The organism is Streptomyces sp. NPDC086549, assembly GCF_044746205.1.
Classification (GTDB): Bacteria; Actinomycetota; Actinomycetes; order Streptomycetales; family Streptomycetaceae; genus Streptomyces.
On sequence record NZ_JBIVBS010000008.1, the window covers coordinates 1 to 18,727 of the forward strand.

The 18,727-nt window shown below is 71.5% G+C and carries 12 protein-coding genes and 1 pseudogene; 4 read left to right on the top strand and 9 right to left on the bottom strand.

What is annotated here, in order from left to right; translation table 11 throughout:
• The 4 genes from ACIPSA_RS24665 to ACIPSA_RS24680 form a co-directional block, all read right to left on the bottom strand.
• On the bottom strand, positions 1-791 hold a 791-nt coding region (locus ACIPSA_RS24665; protein ID WP_402638141.1), incomplete at its 3' end, for a class I SAM-dependent methyltransferase.
• A complete protein-coding gene (locus ACIPSA_RS24670) occupies positions 788-1,291 on the bottom strand; it encodes a hypothetical protein (RefSeq protein ID WP_402638142.1) in 504 nt (167 codons plus the stop codon). The genes ACIPSA_RS24665 and ACIPSA_RS24670, both read right to left, overlap by 4 nt.
• Entirely contained in the window at positions 1,288-2,559 is a 1,272-nt protein-coding gene (locus ACIPSA_RS24675) for a molybdopterin-dependent oxidoreductase (RefSeq protein ID WP_402638563.1), read from the bottom strand. Before ACIPSA_RS24675 ends, ACIPSA_RS24670 begins: the two co-directional genes overlap by 4 nt.
• Positions 2,560-2,740: 181 nt before the next feature.
• A complete protein-coding gene (locus tag ACIPSA_RS24680; RefSeq protein ID WP_402638143.1) occupies positions 2,741-3,478 on the bottom strand; it encodes a flavodoxin family protein in 738 nt (245 codons plus the stop codon).
• A 177-nt stretch (positions 3,479-3,655) separates the two neighbouring features.
• Between ACIPSA_RS24680 and ACIPSA_RS24685 the strand changes: the two genes are divergently transcribed.
• The 3 genes and pseudogenes from ACIPSA_RS24685 (at position 3,656) to ACIPSA_RS24695 (ending at position 6,780) form a co-directional block, all read left to right on the top strand.
• The gene (locus ACIPSA_RS24685) at positions 3,656-5,347 is read left to right on the top strand and encodes an acetolactate synthase large subunit (protein WP_402638144.1); all 1,692 of its coding nucleotides are present in this window, start codon (positions 3,656-3,658) and stop codon (positions 5,345-5,347) included.
• A 568-nt stretch (positions 5,348-5,915) separates the two neighbouring features.
• Positions 5,916-6,233 (top strand): annotated as a pseudogene (locus tag ACIPSA_RS24690) (cytidine deaminase family protein); the annotation flags it as partial.
• A 121-nt stretch (positions 6,234-6,354) separates the two neighbouring features.
• A complete protein-coding gene (locus tag ACIPSA_RS24695; RefSeq protein WP_402638145.1) occupies positions 6,355-6,780 on the top strand; it encodes a hypothetical protein in 426 nt (141 codons plus the stop codon).
• Positions 6,781-6,811: 31 nt separating this feature from the next.
• Here the strand turns inward: ACIPSA_RS24695 and ACIPSA_RS24700 are convergent, their stop codons facing one another.
• Positions 6,812-11,206 carry an HAD-IC family P-type ATPase gene (locus ACIPSA_RS24700; RefSeq protein ID WP_402638146.1) on the bottom strand — a complete coding sequence of 1,465 codons (4,395 nt, stop codon included), beginning with the start codon at positions 11,204-11,206 and terminating at the stop codon, positions 6,812-6,814.
• A gap of 158 nt (positions 11,207-11,364) precedes the next feature.
• On the opposite strand from ACIPSA_RS24700, the gene ACIPSA_RS24705 reads away from it, so the two are divergent.
• Positions 11,365-11,682, top strand: a complete 318-nt coding sequence (locus ACIPSA_RS24705; RefSeq protein ID WP_402638147.1) for a hypothetical protein — start codon at positions 11,365-11,367, stop codon at positions 11,680-11,682.
• A gap of 118 nt (positions 11,683-11,800) precedes the next feature.
• On the opposite strand, the gene ACIPSA_RS24710 is transcribed toward ACIPSA_RS24705, so the two are convergent.
• The 4 genes from ACIPSA_RS24710 to ACIPSA_RS24725 form a co-directional block, all read right to left on the bottom strand.
• Complete coding sequence (locus ACIPSA_RS24710; protein WP_402638564.1) at positions 11,801-12,964, bottom strand: substrate-binding domain-containing protein; 1,164 nt, start codon at positions 12,962-12,964, stop codon at positions 11,801-11,803.
• Between the two features lie 20 nt (positions 12,965-12,984).
• Positions 12,985-14,064: an ABC transporter permease gene (locus tag ACIPSA_RS24715; RefSeq protein ID WP_402638148.1), complete on the bottom strand. Its 1,080-nt coding sequence runs from the start codon at positions 14,062-14,064 to the stop codon at positions 12,985-12,987.
• Positions 14,061-15,653: a sugar ABC transporter ATP-binding protein gene (locus ACIPSA_RS24720; RefSeq protein ID WP_402638567.1), complete on the bottom strand. Its 1,593-nt coding sequence runs from the start codon at positions 15,651-15,653 to the stop codon at positions 14,061-14,063. The genes ACIPSA_RS24715 and ACIPSA_RS24720 overlap by 4 nt, the downstream gene beginning before the upstream one ends.
• A gap of 133 nt (positions 15,654-15,786) precedes the next feature.
• Positions 15,787-18,723, bottom strand: coding sequence for a SpoIIE family protein phosphatase (locus ACIPSA_RS24725; RefSeq protein ID WP_402638149.1), 2,937 nt, complete (start codon positions 18,721-18,723; stop codon positions 15,787-15,789).
• Positions 18,724-18,727: the final 4 nt, after the last annotated feature.

Here is an 18,727-nt window from a genome sequence, read left to right on the forward strand (position 1 = left end):
ATGACGTCGTTGATCGCTGCGGACGGCTCAGTCCGCTCCGTCAGCGTCATCCCGGCCGTTCCCGCGGCCCGGTCGGTTACCACAATGGCTTTCATCGAGATTGTCCCCTTCCTCATATGTGTTGTGGGTTTGGATCTCCGATGAGCCAGGGTGAGGAAACAGCGGTGTCCGCTCGTCCACTGGTCGGTGATGCTGAGGGCGAGGTCCTCGGCGACCCTGTGGAGCGCGCGTCGCCCCAGCCGCGCCCAGGGGAAAGGCGGACCGCTGTGGCCCTGGAGGTCCTCGAACCACGCCGTGCACAGCTCCTCGACGTCACCGGGGTCGACCTCGATGACGAGGCGTCCCGCCGGGGCCATGAGTCCACCACAGCGGTGCAGCAGGCTGTGAGGGTCACCTCCGATGCCGATGTTGCCGTCGATGAGCAGAACCGTCTGCCAGCCGCTCTCGGCCGGTAGACGATCGAAGACCGACCGGCACAGTGCGAGCCCGCCCCGGATCGTGGTGAGTGCGACCGCGCGAGGTGCGATGTCGACCCCGAGAGCGAAGACTCCCCGGCTCAGCAGCTCTCTACACAACCGGCCCGGCCCGCAGCCGACATCCAGGACCGGGCCGACGCAGCGTTCCAGCACGGTCGTGTCAGCTGCTGTGGGCTGCTCGTGCCAGCGGTGCACGGGCATCCGGATCCGGCGCCCGTCGACCAGCCGCAGATACACCGGTCCACGGCCGGTTCGCAGGGCCAGCGCGTAGGGGTCCTGCTCGGTGCCGTACAGCTTGTCCTCGTCGGCAGTCACGGTGTGGGGCCATGACCTGGCGCGGGCAGGCCCTCGTCGCCGCGGTCGGCCCGCCGGGCGCGGCGAACTCTGATCGCGAAGGCCAGTGCGGAGGCGGCGAAGAGCACACCGGTGATCGCCAGCCATCGGCCGAGGTAGACACTGTCGGAGAGCCCGGTGTCACCGGGGTAGGGGACGGCGAGCCGGAAGACGAGGGGAAACCAGACCAGCAGGAGCAGGCCGGACAGGAAGGCGGGGACGCGCAGGTGGTTGATCCACGGCACTGCTCGTCGGTCGGCGGTGCGATGGCGCAGTACAGAGAGGGCAGACTGGTCTGCCAGCGAGTACAGGGGAAGCAGCATGAGGTCATGGAGGATGGCCGCGCCGACGAACCAGATCGCCACCTCCAGCGGCCGGACCGCGAAGAGGCGCACCATGGCGTAGGCGATGAGGGCGAACGAGGCGATCAGGACCAGCAGATGCAGCGGGCCTGAGCCGTACCAGCGGACGAATCGTGTCATGACCACGCCCTGAATGTGAGCCGGTGGACCCACTTGGTGTTGTTCACGCCGGGGTTGGCCGGAACGATGATGCGGGCCGGGTATCCGTGATCGAGCGAGAGGTCCGCGCCGTTGACGCGGAGGGCGAGCAGCGCTCTGGAATCGCGGATCTGGTTGCCCCGCAGCACCACCCTGGTGAATGGGCCGGGTGGTTGGATGGATTCGACCAGGACGCTTCCGGCGTCGGTCATGCCGGCCAGGGCGGCGAGGTCGGCCAGCCGGAGGCCGCTCCAGTTCTGGTCGTCGGTGGACCAGCCCTCCACGCAGGCGATCGGCAGAGCGGCGGAGTGCTGGGGTACCGTCAGAAGCTGCTCGCGTGTGAAGACCTGCGGCGCTCCGCGTCCGTGCACCTCCAACCGCCAGCTGGGGCCGACCAGCGCGGGGGTGACGCCGACCTTCGCCGCCGTCTTGTTGATCTGGAAGACGTTCGGGCCGCTGCCGGGGTCGCGGTTGTGTGGTGCGAGGAGCGCGGTGCCGCGCAGCCAACCGCCGATGCTCTGTCCGGCGGTCACGGCGAGGAGGAGCAGCGACCCCGCGCCCACCATGCCCAGCGCGCCGCGGCGAGTCATCGTCGGCTGAGCGGGGGTAGTTGCCACCAGGCCGTCGGGGTCGGGGGGTTCGGGCACGGTGTGGGCGAGGTCGGTGCGCAGCTCGGCGCTCAGACTGCGCGAGCGCAGGGCCCGTGCCATCCGGCTGAGCTTGAGGCACACGTGGACGACGAAGGCGGCGATGAACACCCAAGCGCCGTAGAAGTGCAGGCGATAGAAGGAGCCCGGGAAGACGTAGTAGAGCTGGATGTTGAGGATACCGGTGACGAATTCGAAGATGACGCCGCCGACCAGCATCAGCAGGGACAGCCGCTCGAGTCCGTGAGCGACGGAGCGCACGGGCAGCCATTCGAAGAGCCTCGGGATGACCGACCACAGCTTGGCCAGCAGGACCGGGACGAGGACCACGCCCAACGTCACATGGACGCCCTGGAGCAGCCGGTAGAGCCAATACGGGTGCGTGGGCCAGCTGAAGAGGTAGAAGCCCAGCACGCCCTTGTCGGGTGTCTCGTCATTGAGGGGGCTCAGGCTGGGGTTGTAGGAGGCGTAGGACAGCAGTCCGGTGACAAAGAGCAGCGGAATACAGATCAGGAGGACCAGTCCGAACACCGACGTCAGCCAGGGCCCGCGGATCGGACTGCGCCAGAATCCCGGCCGGAACGGCCCCGGGGGCGGAGGCATCCGGCTGACGCGCTGCGCCGCCGTACGGGTACGGGAGGCCGCCGACGCCACCGCTGCCGCCCCACCGGCCCGCACACGCCTCAGCCGCTCCCGTGCGCGCCTCTCATCCGGTCCCCGGCGCGCCGGCCCACTGCGTGGGGCCGAACCCGACGGCCGTCCGCCACTTGCGACAGGCATCTCGCTACCGGTGCTCGGGGTTCTCGTAGTCGCGGCGGCAGCCGGCGTCCCAGGCGGTGCGCTGGTTGCCGTAGGCGGGGATGCCGCCCAGGTCCTTCAGCGCCCGGGCCAGGTGCAGCAGGTTCCAGGTCATGAAGGTGGTGTTGCGGTTGGTGAAATCGTTCTCCGGGCCGCCCGAGCCGGGATCCAGGTAGGAGGGGCCGGGACCGGCCTCGCCGATCCATCCGGCGTCCGCCTGGGGAGGGATCGTGTAGCCCAGGTGCTGAAGGCTGTAGAGGACATTCATGGCGCAGTGCTTGACGCCGTCCTCGTTGCCGGTGATCAGGCAGCCGCCGACGCGGCCGTAGTAGGCGTACTGGCCGGCTTCGTTGAGCAGGCTGGAGCAGGCGTAGAGGCGTTCGATCACCTGCTTCATCACTGAGCTGTTGTCGCCGAGCCAGATGGGACCGGCCAGCACGAGGATGTCGGCTGCCAGGACCTGCTGGTACAGGTCGGGCCAGGCGTCCGTCTCCCAGCCGTGCTCCCTCATGTCGGGCCACACGCCGGTGGCGATGTCGTGGTCCACCGCCCGTACGATGTCGACGTGCACTCCTTGTGCGTCCAGGATGGCGGTGCTGCGGTCGATCAGTCCCTGGGTGTTGCTCGTCTCCTGCGAGCGCTTCAAGGTGCAGTTGAACACCAGAGCACGTAGGTCGTCGTACCGGGCCGGCGGCGCGTCGGTAGCGGGCGACGAAGTAGTCACACGGTCCTCCCGGAGCCCTGCCGCCGCACGGTGCGCGGCGACTCGTCCACTGCGCCCAGCCTGCGTGCCAACCGCGGCAGCCGCCACCACAACGCCTCCGAATGGTTCCGGCGTTCCGCGCCCCCGGTCGGCTGCCGACGAGTGGCTGGGACCGGTGGCCGTGCATACCTTCGTCTCATGGGTACCGAAGGCGCGACCGAGTCGCAGAACACGGCAGCAGTTGAGGACGTCGCGCACCTCTTGGTGCGTTGCCTGCGGGCCGAGGGCGTGGAGTACGTCTTCGGCATCCCTGGTGAGGAGAACATCCGCTTCGTCGACGCGCTGAACGGCTCCGGGATCCGGTACGTCCTGGTACGCCACGAACAGGCCGCCTCGTTCATGGCGGAGATCTACGGGCGGCTGACCGGCCGGGCCGGTGTGTGTTCGGCCACGCTGGGGCCCGGCGCGATCAATCTGCTGCTCGGCACCGCGGACGCCATGACGAACAGTGCGCCGATGGTGGCCCTGGCCGCCCAGGGCTCCCTGCGCCGCATCCACAAGGAGTCGCACCAGGTCATCGACCTGGTGTCGATGTTCGCTCCCGTCACCCAGTGGTCAGCCCGTGTCGAGTGTCCGGACGCGGTGCCGGAGATGACACGCAAGGCGTTCAAGACAGCGCAGAGCGAACGGCCCGGCGCCGTGTTCCTCGCGGTCCCGGAGGACATCGAAGCGGAGCGCCCCGCCGAGCCGCTGGCGCCCCTGCAGATCGACACGGTGCGGGCCGACGCGCCGTCACCCTCCCAGATCGCACGGGCGGCCGAGGTGCTCTCGGCCGCACGGCACCCGGTCGTGCTGGCAGGCCATGGTGCCGCCCGAGCCGGGGCCTCGGCCGCCCTGGTGCGGTTCGCCGAACGGCTGAACATCCCGGTCGCGACCACCTTCCACGGCAAGGGCGTGTTTCCCGACGACCATCCGAACGCCCTCGGCGCGGTCGGCTTCATGCGCCACGACTACGGCAACTTCGGCTTCGACGCGGCCGATGTGCTGCTCTGCGTGGGCTACGAGATCCAGGAGTTCGACCCCGTCAAGATCAACCCGAACGGCGACAAGCGGATCGTTCACGTCCACCGCTTCCCCGCCGAGGTGGACGCCCACTACCCGGTCACCGTGGGTGTCGAAAGTGACCCCTCACAGGCGCTGGACGCGCTCTCGGCAGCACTGCCCGAGGGACTCACCTACGATTCGGGAAGCAGCGAGAAGATCCGCACCCTGCTCGACGAAGAGCTGAAGTACGGACGTGACAACGACGCGTTCCCCCTGGTACCGCAGCGCGTCGTGACCGATGTGCGCACCGCGCTGGACCGCCACGACATCGTGCTCGCCGACACCGGCGCCGGAAAGATGTGGATGTCCCGCCTCTACCCCACCTACGAACCGGACACCTGCCTCGTCTCAAATGGCCTGTCCACGATGGGGTTCGCGCTGCCGGGCGCCATCGCCGCCAAGCTGGCCCGGCCGGACCGGCGCGTGCTGGCGATGATGGGCGACGGCTCGTTCCTGATGAACTCCCAGGAACTGGAGACGGCCGTCCGTGAACGCGTCCCATTGGTCGTCCTGGTCCTGGTGGACGAGGAATACGGCCTGATCACCTGGAAGATGGAACTCGAACTGGGCCGCCACAGCCACACCCGGTTCACCAACCCGGACCTGGTCGCCTATGCCGAGAGCTTTGGGGCGCGCGGCTACCGGATCGAGGCCCCCGACCAGCTTTTGCCTGTGCTGCGCAGGGCCCTCGACGACGACGGGGTCGCCGTGATCGCCTGCCCCGTGGACTACTCCGAGAACCTTCGCCTGACCGACAGACTGGGCAGTCTCCACGGCCCGTTCTGACCTGACGGGCCCAGAACCCGGAGTTTGCGGTCTTCATCCCTCTGAGGGCCGATTTCGGTTGCCCGCCTTGTACAACCCCTGCAGAGGTCTGTCACCCACCGGCCGAGGCGTCAGCACTTCCTGAATCCCGGCACTCCGGGCGCTCCCGCAGTGCCAGACTGCTACCGACCGAGCGGACAGGCGGACCGAGGATGACGCGGCTTGCGGCGCTGGCACTCATCACGCCGGCCTGGAAGATATCCGTACACCAGGCTGTGTCGGCCGGGGCCGTCATCATGCTCGTCCAAACCTACGGCCCGTGGGCGTTGTGCGGTTACTCCCGGGTCGCGGTCGTCGGCTGGTCACGTGTCGCTCTGCGCGACCACACACCGGCGAAGGTGGTCGCGGGAACGATCCTCGGCTCAGCGGTTGCGGCCGGGGTGTTCGCCGCCCTCCGCCGAGCACGTTCTCCAGCCTCGGGCCGGTGTCGTGCGGCAGCAGGGCGGTCTCTGGCCAGCGGCATGGAGAGACCCGCCGTGAGAGTCTCCTACCGGACCGAGGAAGGAACACCCGGTCGCGTTCAGGTGTAGCCGCAGCCCGCGCCCGGGACGGCCGCATCTTCACCGCGGTGAACGCCTACCACTTCACGGGAGGGCCCTGCGCCGAGCTGATCCTCATCGGCACGGCAGCCGCCCAGGGCGCCTACGAGCTGGATACGATCGTCGCCGTGGGCGACCGTGACCGCGGAGTTGTTCCCCCGTGCGGCCGGTGCCGTCAGGTCCTTCTCGACTACTTCCCCACCCTCAAGGTCATCGTCGGCGAAGGCGACCGCATCCGAACCGTCCTTGTCACCGACCTGCTGCCCGAAAGCTACGTCTGGGCTGACCACCAGCTCGAGGCCGAGTAGACCGCGCCACTCAGTGCCGCCGCAGACCGTCTCTCCACCCGATCGAGGACGCAGCCTGACACCCAGAACCTTCCTCCTCGACTTCGCCCGCACCGGCCGAATCGGGCCCCTTCGCCACGGAATGCCCCTGTCCGAGGCCGAGGACCTCCTCGGTCCGGGGCGTCCGCATCCCGCCATCCGCTTGAAGGGGCCCGACATCGACGGCTACCCCTACTCCTGGGACGGGCTGCAACTCGACATCACCCGGCGAGCGGTCAGCGGCATCCGGAACAACCTCCGGCCGGGCCCGACCACCAAGCTCCCCGCTCTCGTCCTGCCCGAATCCACGTCGTTCGAGGCCACCGTGGACCGCGAGGAACTGGTCACGGCCCTGGACATCGCAGGCTGTGAGCACCACGTCAACGACACCCTGACGTTCGGTCAGCAGTCGAGCATCCTCACCCGGCCCACCGGCGTCTGCGCGGTCTTCAGCCTTCCGGGCCGAGACGACCACGTGCCTCACCGAGACCGTCACTACCTCCGCGTGATGTACAAGCGCATGGCTTGACACAGCAGCCGCCGGTACAGGGCTTCATCGGCTATGACGGGGAAGTGGCCGGACGCCGTGCGCCGACCGCCGTGTGGACGCGAGCGATGAGCGGCGGCAGGAACAGCGAGCTCGCCGTCGCGCCGGCCGCGGCGGACAGCGCGATGCCCCAGGCGACGGGGCCGAGAGGCGTGCAGCCGAAGAACTGGCTGAGGACCGGGGTCTGGACGACGGCCGCCAGTGCGGCCAGGGAGCCGAGGGAGGAGACGACGATCGCTCCGCTGCGGCCCCCGACCAGGAGGGTCTGACCGAGCTGCGCGCCCACGAGCGCGACCAGGGCGACGGTGCGGGCGCGGGTGGTGCGGCCGGTGAACCGTGCGGCGAGCCAGCCGGCTGTGGCGCCCAGGGCGGTGGCCACGGCGCGGCACACCATGTCCTCGGTCAGTGCCGTGCCGAGCGAGACCTCGGGTCCCTCGTGGAGCACGCGTTCGGCGGCCTCAGGATGCGGCGGGCGCAGGGCGACGGCCATGGCCGGGGCGAGGTCCGTGAAGAGGTTGACCAGCAGGAGCTGGCGGGCCGTCAGGGGTGAGGTCCCGGTGGCGGCCGCACCGAGGAGGGTGAAGGCGATCTCGCCGAGATTGCCGCCGACCAGGATCGCCAGGGCCTGTCGTACGGAGGCCCACATCGCGCGGCCTTCCACGAGCGCGTCGAGCACCGTCTCCAGCCGGTCATCCGTGACGACGAGGTCGGCCGCGGCACGCGCGGCCGGCGTGGCCCGCGTGCCGAACGCGATCCCGATGTCGGCGAGCCGGATGGCGGGCGCGTCGTTGGCGCCGTCGCCGGTCATCGCGACGGTGCGGCCCAGGCGTTGGAACGCCTGGACGACGCGGACCTTGTGCACGGGGGTACCGCGGGCGACGACACCGACGTCGGGCAGCAGCCTGTCGAGGGCGCGGTCGTCCATGTCGTCGAGTTCGGCTCCCGTCACCACCCGTCTGCCGTCCACGACGCCCAGTTCCCGGGCCATCGACTCGGCGGTGCCCGGGTGGTCTCCGGTGATCATCACGATGTGCACACCGGCGTCGGCCAGCCGGCGCACCGCGTCGCGGGCGGTGCCGCGTACCCGGTCGGCGAACGCGAGGAAGCCGAGGAAGTCGAGGCCGTCCACCGCCTCGTCCGTGAGTTTGCCGCCCGGCGCGTCCCGGAGTTCCGCCACCGCGAGGATCCGGTGGCCCTTGGCCGCCAGCTTCTCACCCGCCGCGAGAACGGCCTTCCGCCCCTTCCGGTCCAGGCGTTGTCCGCCCCGGGTGGCACAGCGCTCCACGACCTCCTCCGGAGCCCCCTTCACCGACAGGATCCGCTGCTCGCCGCAGTGGCCGCGCGTGGCGTGGAAGCCACGGCTCGGTTCGAACGGCAGGCTCGAGGTGCGCCGCCAGTGCGGCGCGGCCGTCGTCCGGTCCGCTCCCGCCTCCTTCGCGCCCTCGGTGACCGCGCCGTCGGTGGCGTGTTCCAGTTCGCCGCCGTTGTGCGGGCGTGGTGTCGCTCGCAGCGCCGCGGCAAGGACGGCCCGCTGCTCGTCCCGGAGTGCTTCGAGGGGCCGGCTGTCCCCGTCGGCGGCGACGGCGACGAGGGAGATCCGCCCTTGGGTCAGGGTTCCCGTCTTGTCGAAGCACAGGACGTCGGTGCGGCCGGCAGCCTCAATGGTGCGGGGATGCCTGAGCAGGGCTCCGCGTGCGGAAAGTCTTCTGGCCGAGGCGAGTTGGGCGGCCGAGACCAGAAACGGCAGTCCTTCGGGCACGCTGGCCACGGCCAGCCCCACCCCCGCCCCGACCGTGTCCCGGGTGGGGCGCCCGCGCAGCATGCCCGCCCCCACCACCGCGGCAGCCGAACCGAGGGCCACCGGCAGGGTGGTGCGGGTGATCCGGGCCAGTCGGCGTTCGACCCCGGCGGAGGGCGCCGTGCCTCGCCCGCCTGCCGCGGCACGGCCCGCCTCGGTGGCCGTGCCGGTCGCGACGACGACCGCGCGGCCGCGACCGGCCGCCACGGTGGTGCCTTCATAGACCATCGACGTACGGTCCCCGAGGTCCGAGGCCAGTACCGGCTCCACCCCCTTGGCCACCGGCAGCGACTCGCCCGTCAGGGCGGATTCGTCGACCTCCAGATGATGAGCCTCCAGCAGGCGGCCGTCCGCCGGCACCACGTCACCCGGGACCAGCTCCACCGCGTCGCCCACGGCCAGTTCCTCGGCGGGGACGGTGCTCTCCTCCCCGTCCCGCACCACCTTGGCCATGACGGCCGACTCCCGCCGCAGCTGGGCGACCGCGCGCTCGGTCCGGTACCGCTGGAAGCCGCCGAAGAGCCCGGACAGAGCGGTGACGGCCACGATGACGACGGAGTCGAGGACGGCGCCCACCGAGGCCGACATGGCGGCTCCGGCGCCGAGGACCGGCGTGAGCGGGTTCGCCATCTCGGCCAGGTAGGCCCGGCCGAGTGACGTCGTAGGCGCGCGCTCGCCGGTGGGAGTCACCCGCGCCCGCGCCTCTTCCGCCGTGAGGCCGCCGTCGCGGCCGCCGGCCCTGTCCAGCGCGGTGGCCGCGTCCATCGCATGCCATGGGTGCCGCGACGGGGTCACCGGCGGCGGGCGCCGCAGCAGCCGTACCGCCGACCAGACACCCGTCACGGTGCCCAGTGCGGCCGCCACGTTGAACGCCGCCACTCCCCGGGCCGTCGGCCGCCGCGCCCGCCCCGCCAGCACAGCCGTCGCGCCGACCACGACCGCGGCCTGGGCGAGCCGTACGCCCCGGCGGGCGGTCTCCCGGGCGGTGCGGCACGCCTCGACGATCACCACGGCCGACGCGGGGTCGCCGTCCAGATACAGATCCGCTCCCCAGGGCGGCGCGCCGTCCGGGTCGGCGAGACCCGCACCGACATCAGCGGCCAGGAGCGCCCGTCGGTCGTAGGAGACCAGCAGCACACCGTCGCCATCGCGCTGCAGGGACCGTACGGAGTCGATCAGACGATCGCCTCCGTCCGTGACCGCGTCCGCCTCCCGCACGGACGCGTGGCGGGCGTGCGCACCCGCGGTCACCACCTTGAGCCCGGCCGCGTGGGCGGCCGAGAGGAGGGCGCTCGCCGCATCGTGCATCTCGGGCAGCACGCTGATCACGGCGAGCAGGTGCTGCCCGTGCGCCAGGCCCAGCACGAACCGCGCGCCCTGCCGTCGCAGCCGCTCCCGGGCCTGTCTCCCCGTACGCCCCTGCAATCTCAGGCACTCGACAGGCCCCAGCACCCACTCCCCGTCCCGCTGCACACGTTCCGGCGCGGAGCCGTCGAAGAGCCGGTGAGCCGTCGCGGCGAGTTCACCCACCGCCATGTCGTCGTCGAGGGTGACCAGATCGGCCGGCAGATGGGACCCGGTGGCCAGGGCGTCCGTGTCCAGCAGCACAACGCCGATCCGGTCCAGCCTGCGCAGCGCCTCGGCGTCGGCCACGACGATTCCCCGGCGGGCCAGGCCGCGGCCGAAGACGCAGGCGAAGCCCTCGCGCGCTGAACCCGGCGCCTTCGGGATCGCCGCCAGCGCCGCACCGGCGGCGCGCCCGAGGCGCCGGGTCACGAGCAGCGATCCGGCGAAGGACGCCGCCGCCACGGCCGGTGCCTGGTCCGCGTAGCGCTCGATCGGCCCGGGCTTCAGCCGTGTCTCGCGGGGAAGACGCTCAGGCGGGGCACGGTGGGCTCCCGCCGCGGCGCTGCCCGCGAGGCGCGGCTCGGCCGCGGCCCAGGCGGCGTCCTCCTGGTTGGCCTCCATCGTGCGCAGGACGTGCCGGAGGGTGTCCACGCCGACCCCGGAGAGGCCGCCGGATCCGGCCTCCATGAACGCGGTGGCGGAGGCCAGGAGCACTCCGGCGTTGTCGGCGCCCACCGCCTGCTCCACGAGACGCCTCAGGCGGGGGTGGGCGTCGACGAGCGGAGCGAGCGCCGCGATGCCCGGGGGGATGGGGGTGCGCCGCGTCAGACCGGCGACCGCCGCCACGGGCGCGGCCGCCACGTGCAGGGCCATGGCGGAGGTGGACCTGCGGACCGTCCCGCCCGACAGGGGATGCTCGGGCAGCGGGTGCGCGACGCCGTGGGCTTCCTCCACCTCCTCGACCGCCTCGATCAGGGCGTCCGTGATGGTTTCGATCCCGGAGGAACCGTCGGTGCCGACGACGGCGTGGCCGAGCACGGTGTTCACCACGGCCCAGTCCACCGAGGGCACGGCAGCGAGGCGCCGCTCGACCTCCTTGACCAGCTTCGTCGCCGCGGCCTCGGGCAGGTCGCCGGGGCGCAGACCCCGTACGGCCACGTGCGCGCGCCTTCCGAAGAACCGCACGCGTGCCTCCTCGCCCCGCAGCGCACCGGCCGCGCACGACACCGCGCTCCTCAGCAGTCCGCGTCCGGGAAGTGCCACGGCGCATCACCAGCTCCCTGCGGCCCGGCACCCCTCCGCCTGCGCGGGCGGCTCAGCTCCCCCGATTCCATCGCAACGCTTTGGACGCGCACACGCCACCGGGGGCGCGCGAGAATTGAAGAGGCACACCACACCGACTCCGATGAAAGGAGGAGGGGATGGGCAGGACAGCGGAGACACCGCAACAGGAGACCCACGAGCGCGACGGTGCGGGTCTGCATCTGCACATGCGCACACTGCATCCTTCGGTGCCGGTTCCGTACCTCACCAGAGAGGAACTGACGCGCACGGCCCACGCGGCCACGACACGACTGCCCAGCACTCCGCCCGTCAAGGACCTCGCGTTCTACGGAGGCCTCGGCGCGCTGACGGTGGCTGGGGCTCTGGAATGGCCGGTCGCCATGGCCATCGGCGGAGCCACCTGGCTGCTGCGCAGCGGGCGGAAGGAGAACCAGGACGCAGGCGTCCTGATGTAGGTGAAGAGCGACCCGATGGCGCGCAGTGGCGTAGGCGCTGCGCGCCGGGTGGTTGCGGGGTGAACAGACGTCCACGACGTCCAGAGGAGCGTGGGCGGGGTTGGTTGCCGCTTGGCTGTCACCGGCCCCAGATCTTCCGGTAGCCGTCCCGGTAGCCCGACGGGTCCCAGGACGTGGCGCCGTGGCTGTTGGCAGCCGTGGCCAGGTGGACCGGGGCGACATAGCCACTGGCCGGCCGGCCCGCAAAGGCGCGGTTGAATTCGTCGACGATCTGCCAGCCCTGTAGGGACAGCGGCTCGGGGACCGTGGCGGCCTGGTACTGCCTGCTCTCGATGCGCTGAAAGGCCGAGGGGTCGCCGTCGCCGGCACCGATGTTGAAGGGCGGGCCCGAGCCCTTCCGGCCGGCGGCGCGGAAGGCGGGGGCGGCATCGGCGAAGTACAGGTCGTTGATGGCGACGGAGTGCGTCCACGCGCTCCGGAAGCGGGCGAGGAGGGAGGAGATCTCCCGCGGGGTACGGCTACCGGCGTCCGCGATCGGGATGTTCTCGTACGCGAGTAGTTTCACGCCCTCGCAGGTGGCGAGTTCCTTGCGGATCAGCTCGGATTTGTCCCTGGCGAACGGGATCGAGGCGTCGGTGATGAGCACGACCCCGGCGTGGCCGTCGGAGCGCGCGATGACCCACTGTGCGCTGATGGCGGCCACCTCCCCGAGATGGGTCGTGACGTTGGTGAAGAGGCGGGGCCGTCGGCTGGGGCCGGGGGAAGCGAGCGCGTGCCAGCCGATGAGCGGGATGCGTGCCTCGTTGGCCGCGGCCACCTGCTGTGAGGTCGAGTTGGGGTCGAATCCTCCGACGACGATCCCGGAGGGCTTGAGGGCCACGGCCTCGCTCATGGCCGCCTGGATGCCGGCCGGGGTGCCCTCGCCGTCGAGCACCCGGGTCTTCCAGCCGATCACGCGCGCGGCTTCCCGTACGCCGCTCGCGGCGCCCGCGACTCCGGGGTTGGTCATGGTCTGGGCCACGAAGACGATGTTCCTGCCGGACACCGCCTTGGGACCGCCGGTCGGTCCGTTCCAGGGGATGTCCGTTCTCTCCGCCCGTGCGACCTCGGCCGCGGCCCTGGCGTGGACCGCGGGGCAGCCGACCGGGGCGGTGACGGAGTCCGACGAGACGCCGGAGGATCCGCGTTCGCAGCCGGCGAGGGCGGTGGCCGCTGCCAGCAGGACCGCAGCGGTGTACCGGGCCTTGGCGAGGCCGGGGGTGGCCTTGCGGTTGCCGTGCACGGGAACTCCTCGGAAACGGGTCACGGGCCGGCGCCTTCCGTACCTCCGTCCTGGTTGGGGGGCGGGGGCAGGGCGGAGGGGCCGTCGCGGGTGGCGGCGGTGTCCGTGCGCAGGCGACGGCGAGCCGAGTAGCCGGCCAGCCCGACAGCGAGGAGCAGAGTGCCGCCGTAGAACAGCGGGGTCGTCCAGAAGGCGCCGCCCAGCTGGCCGATGCCGGTGAGGCCGACGGCCAGGACGGCGACGGCGACGAGCGTGCCCAGGGCGTTGGGCCGGCCGGGTCTGACGGCGGTGGAGCCGAGGAGGGCGCCGGCGAAGGCGGGCAGCAGGTAGTCCAGTCCGACGCTCGGGTTGCCGACCTGCTGCTGGGCCGCGAGCAGGACCCCGGCGAAGCCGGTGATCAGGCCCGAGCCGGTGAAGGCGTAGACGGTGTACCTGCGGGTCGGGATGCCGACGAGGTCGGCGGCGCGCGGATTGGATCCCACGACGTACAGGCTGCGGCCGAGCGGCAGCCGCTCCAGAACCGCCCAGAGCACGGCTGCGAGGGCCAGCACGTAGAAGGCGGGAACGGGCAGGCCGAGGAACGTGGAGTCGTAGAGGCCGGTGAAGGCGGCCGGGAGTCCTTGCGGGCCGGGGACGATGCGACCGCCGCCGGTGACCCAGCCGGTCACTGCGTACAGCATGCTGCCGGTTCCGAGCGTGGCGATGAAGGAGTCGATCCGCCCGAACTCGACGATGACGCCGTTCAGGACGCCCACGACACCCGCTCCGACGAGTACCGCGAGGCAGGCGACCGGCCACGGCCTGCCTTCGTCGACGATGAGGTGCAGCACCATGACATGCGCGAGACCGAGGACGTAGCCGATGGAGAGGTCGAACGCCCGGGTCACGATGGGGACCATGGCGGCGAGCGCGAGGATGGCCGGGATCGACTGGGCGGACAGGATCGCGTCGATGTTCTCGCGGGTGGGGAATGTGCGGGGCAGGGCGAGAGAGAAGGCCAGGAAGAGCAGGCCCGTGAGGGCCGGCAGGCCGTAGGCGCCGATGAGGTGCCCGACCGGTCGGTGCCGTCGCGGCCGGGGCGGGGAGGGGGATGCGGTCACGAGGTGGTCGTGGTTCCGGAGGCGGGCAGGGCGGAGGCGGCCCTGGTGAGCCCGGAGACGGTCAGGCCCGCACCGCTGAGCTCGGCCGTCATCGATCCGCGGACGAAGACCAGGGCGCGTCTGCACACACGGGTGACCTCCTCGAAATCGCTGGTGATGAGCAGAGCCCCGAGTCCGGCGGCCAGCTCCTGGTCGAGCAGGCGGTAGAGCGCGGCCTTGGCGCCGATGTCCACGCTCGCCGTCGGCTCCTCGAGGATCAGCAGGCGCAGGCCGACGCGCAGCCACCGGCCGATCATGACCTTCTGCTGGTTGCCGCCGGACAGGGTGGCGATGGGGGTCTCGCTGTCGCGGGGACGCACCGAGAACCGGTCGATCAGGGCGGTGGCGTCGACGCGTTCACGGCGGGGGCTGATCCAGCGGAGCGCCGGCCGGCCGCCCGCGCGGGGGTTGGCCAGGAGGTTCTCCCGTACCGTCAGTTCCGCGGCGCTGCCCTCCCGTTGTCTGTCGGCGGGTACGAGGCCCACGCCGAGTCCGACCGCATCCGCGACACTGCGCGGGCGGTAGGGACGGCCGCCCAGGAGTGCCCGCCCGCCGAGGAGGGGCCGGGCGCCGGCGAGGGCTCGGCCCAGGTCGACGTGTCCGGCGCCCGTCAGACCGACCAGGCCCAGGACTTCCCCGGCCGTGAGTTCCAGACTGACCGGTGCCACACCGGGGGCGCGCACGTGGTCGAGGGCCAGGACGGCCGGACCGCCGGCGGAGACGGCGGCCGGGCGGAAGTCGGCCGGGCGGAAGTCGGCCGGGCGGAAGTCGGCCGGGCGGAAGTCGGCCGGTTCCGCACCGACGATGTCGCGCACCAGGCGGGCGGGGGTGCGCCCGGCCAGCGGGCCGTGACTGACGAGGCGGCCGTCGCGCAGGACGGCGAAGGTGTCGGCCACCTCGTACACCTCGTCGAGGCGATGGGTGACGAAGAGGACGCCGTGTCCCCGGTCGCGCAGGGCATGCAGGACACGGAAGAGCCGGGCGCAGTCGACCGCGGGGAGACGGGCGGTCGGCTCGTCGAGCACGATGAGCCTGGCCCGGGCCGCGAGGGCCCGGGCGATGGCGACCAACGAGCGCTCGGCAGGGGCCAGTTGGGCGATGAGCGCCTCGGGGTCGAGATGTCGTGCGACAACCCGCAGGGCGTCGGTGCAGCGCTCCCTGGTGCGGCGCCAGGAGATGAGTCCGGCACGGCGGGGATATCCGGCGCTCAGCGCGATGTTCTCGGCGACCGTCATCCACTCCACCAGACCGAGGTCCTGGTGGATGAAGGACATGCTGCCGGATGCGTCCCGGGTCCCGAGCGGGTGCCCGGCCACGGTGATCTGCCCGGCGTCGGCGTGATGGACGCCCGCGAGCACCTTGATGAGTGTGGACTTTCCGGCGCCGTTGGGGCCGAGGAGGGCCAGGACACTGCCGGCGGAAATGTCGAGGTCGATCCCGTCGAGCGCGAGGGTTCCGCCGAAGCGCTTGCTGAGCCCGCGGACACGGACCAGCGGTTCGGCCCCGAACGGCGGGACCGCCTTCGCAGAGGTGTCGGGAGCGTCATGCACGGACATCTCCGGAGGTTCGGCCTGGTCGGTTCACTCAGATTTGATCGTGGATTTATAACGGATATTAGCCAAGGAAATCGCAGAATTCAGAACATTCTGGATTCCTTTGTGGCCCCAACGGGCCAGCGGGCCGTCAGACCGCGGCCAGCGCGCATTCGGCCCAGATGACCTTGCCCTGCGTGGTGTAGCGCGTACCCCAGCTCTGTGACACCTGTGCGACGAGGAACAGGCCACGACCGCCCTCGTCGGTGCTGGCCGCCCGGCGCAGATGCGGGGCGGTGCTGCTGGTGTCGGAGACCTCGCAGATCAGGTTGTGGCCGTGCAGCAGCCGTACCCGGATGGGGCCGGCACCGTGGCGGACGGCATTCGTGACCAGCTCGCTGAGTATGAGTTCCGCGGCGAACACGGTGTCGTCGAGGCCCCAGTCGGCCAGCTTCCGGACGGCGCCCGCACGGACCTCGCCGACGAGGGCCGGGTCGGCGACCAGGTCCCAGGTGGCGATCCGGTCGAGGCCCATGGCGTGGGTACGGGCGACGAGCAGGGCGATGTCGTCGTAGGGATGGTCGGGCGCCACAAGATCCAGAACGGTCTGGCAGGCCTCCTCGGGCGTGTGCTCGGGGTGGGCCAGGGCGCCGCACAGGCGGTCGAGCACCTCGTCGACGTCGCGGTGCCGGTCTTCGATGAGTCCGTCGGTGTACAGGACCAGTTGGCTGTCCTCCGGCACATGGACCTCGGCAGTCTCGAAGGGCAGGCCGCCCAGGCCGAGAGGGGGGCCGGCGGGCAGGTCGGGGAAGGACACGGTGCCGTCGGGGTGGACGAGCGCGGGCGGCGGGTGACCGGCGCGGGCCATGGTGCACTGCTGCGAGGTCGGGTCGTATACGGCGTACAGACAGCTCGCCCCGATGATGCCGAAGTCCTCGGCCTCGGGATCCTCCCGGTCGAGGCGCCCCACGACATTGTCGAGGTGGGCGAGAACCTCGTCCGGAGGGAAGTCGAGTTCGGCGAAGCTGCGTGCGGCGGTGCGCAGGCGGCCCATGGTGGCGGCGGAGAGCATGCCGTGGCCGACGACATCGCCGACGAAGAGGCCGACCCGGCTGCCGGAGAGCGGGATGACGTCGTACCAGTCACCGCCCACGTCGGATTCGGCGGGCAGATAGCGGTGGGCGACTTCGACGGCGTCCTGGTCGGGCAGGACGTGCGGGAGCAGGCTGCGCTGCAGGGCCAGGACCATGGCGCGTTCGTGCGTGTAGCGCCGGGCGTTGTCCATGGACAGGGCGGCGCGTCCGGCGAGCTCCTGGGCCAGCGAACGGTCGTCGTCTCCGAAGGGTGCGGGGTCCTGCGAGCGGTAGAAGCTGGCGACGCCGAGGAGGACGCCGCGGGCGACCAGGGGAACGGTGATGAGGGAGTGGACAGTGGCCAGCAGCTGTCCGGTGAGCTCGGGGTCCTGGGCGAGCCAGCCCGCGGCGGCCTTCAGGTCCGGCTCCAGCACCGCCTGCCCATTGGTCAGGCACCTCAGCTGCGGCGTGGTCGGGCCGTAGTCGATCCGTTTGCCGGGAGGACTGAAGGGAAGGTCGTCGCGGATGCCGCGCACGACCGTACGCTGCAGGTCGCTGTGCGGGTCGGCACACTTGTCGCCCCGAAGTACGGCCTCGGCCAGGTCGATCGTGACGAAGTCGGCCAGTCGCGGAATCGCCGTCTCGGCGAGTTCCTCGGCCGTGCGGCGCACGTCCAGGGTCGTGCCGATGCGGACGCTGGCCTCGGACAGCAGCTCCAGGCGGTGTCGCGCGGCCAGGGCGTACTCCCCCACGTACGGCTCCCCCACCAGCACGAGCCCTCTCGCCGGCGGCCGGGAGGCGGCAGGAAGGCCCGTCGCGCCACCGGCGTCGGCGGCCGCGATCCTCTCGCCGCCCGTGCCACCCGTGCCGTCCGCGCCGTCCGTGCCACCCCTGCCGTCCTGTCCCGGCACGGGTCCGGCGAGGCGACCGGGCATCGGGCCGCCGGAAGGCCGCTCCAGTTCCAGGAGGTCTGCACCGTGTCCGGACGGCAGAACGGTGGACAGAGTGGGCAGAGTGGGCAGAGCTGCGGGCGGTGCGCCCGCGCCGGCCTCGACGGCCCGGCGCGGTTCGGCGGAGGTTGGGCCGGACGAGGGGCCTGTGAGAACGGCCTCGACGGCGATGCCCTCCACCCCGGAGGCACTCGTCGTCGGCCGGCTCACGAGGGTGACGCGTCGGCCGTCGGGCAGGCCGAAGTCCACCGCGGCCCGGTGCGCGGCGGAGATCAGCTGGGTGGCCTTCTCCAGGAGAAGGGCCCGGTCTCGGGGGCGCAGCTCCGGGGCCAGTTCGTCCACGCCGATGCGTTCGTGAGGACCAGCGGCGGCTTCGGCCCTGGCCTCCAGGTACGCCCGCAGCAGCGCACGCTCACGCACGGAACTCTGTCCCAGCAAACGCCGTTCGATGGCCTCGGCGGCCCTGCACAGAACGGCGGCCAGACGCGGATCCTCGGCACCGCGCGGATACCCGAAGCACAGGACGCCTTCGATGCGCCCGTTGAGCGGGTCACGGACGGGAAGCGCACGGCAGGCGCTTCCCTGCGAACGCTCGGCGAAATGCTCGGCGCCGCGGACCCTGATGAGTCGACGTTCCGCGAGCGCGAGGCCGATGCCGTTGGTTCCGGCGTACTGCTCGGCGAACACGAATCCCGGGACGCGTTGAATCGCGGGGAGGGTTCTGGCCAGTGACGCCTCTCCGAAACGGCGAAGGAGGACGGCCCCGCGCGCATCGGCGACGGAGATGTTCATCTGGCTGCCGGCGAATATGGACTGCAACCGGTCGAGAACGGGAACGGCCGCGCGTACGAGCCTGCCGTCCCGATCGAGATCCTCCCGGAAGGGAAGGTCGGTCTGGTCCGGCGAAAGGCCCAGGGACCGGCAGCGCTGCCAGGAACCCAGGATCGGTGACCGCACGTCTGCTGCGATCGTCTCCCCCTGCAGGAACCGTTCGCGGGTACGCACGGGCCCCGCGCCACGTGCCGTACGCCCCGTGGGCATCGGTTCCCCGCCAGACCGGACCACGCTT

What these genes read in the sequence shown, in the direction of transcription:
- ACIPSA_RS24670 (WP_402638142.1), bottom strand. Translation starts at nt 1,291, where the DNA reads ATGACACGATTCGTCCGCTGGTACGGCTCAGGCCCGCTGCATCTGCTG.
- ACIPSA_RS24685 (WP_402638144.1), top strand. Translation starts at nt 3,656, where the DNA reads ATGGGTACCGAAGGCGCGACCGAGTCGCAGAACACGGCAGCAGTTGAG.
- ACIPSA_RS24705 (WP_402638147.1), top strand. Translation starts at nt 11,365, where the DNA reads ATGGGCAGGACAGCGGAGACACCGCAACAGGAGACCCACGAGCGCGAC.
- ACIPSA_RS24675 (WP_402638563.1), bottom strand. Translation starts at nt 2,559, where the DNA reads ATGCCTCCGCCCCCGGGGCCGTTCCGGCCGGGATTCTGGCGCAGTCCG.
- ACIPSA_RS24695 (WP_402638145.1), top strand. Translation starts at nt 6,355, where the DNA reads ATGCCCCTGTCCGAGGCCGAGGACCTCCTCGGTCCGGGGCGTCCGCAT.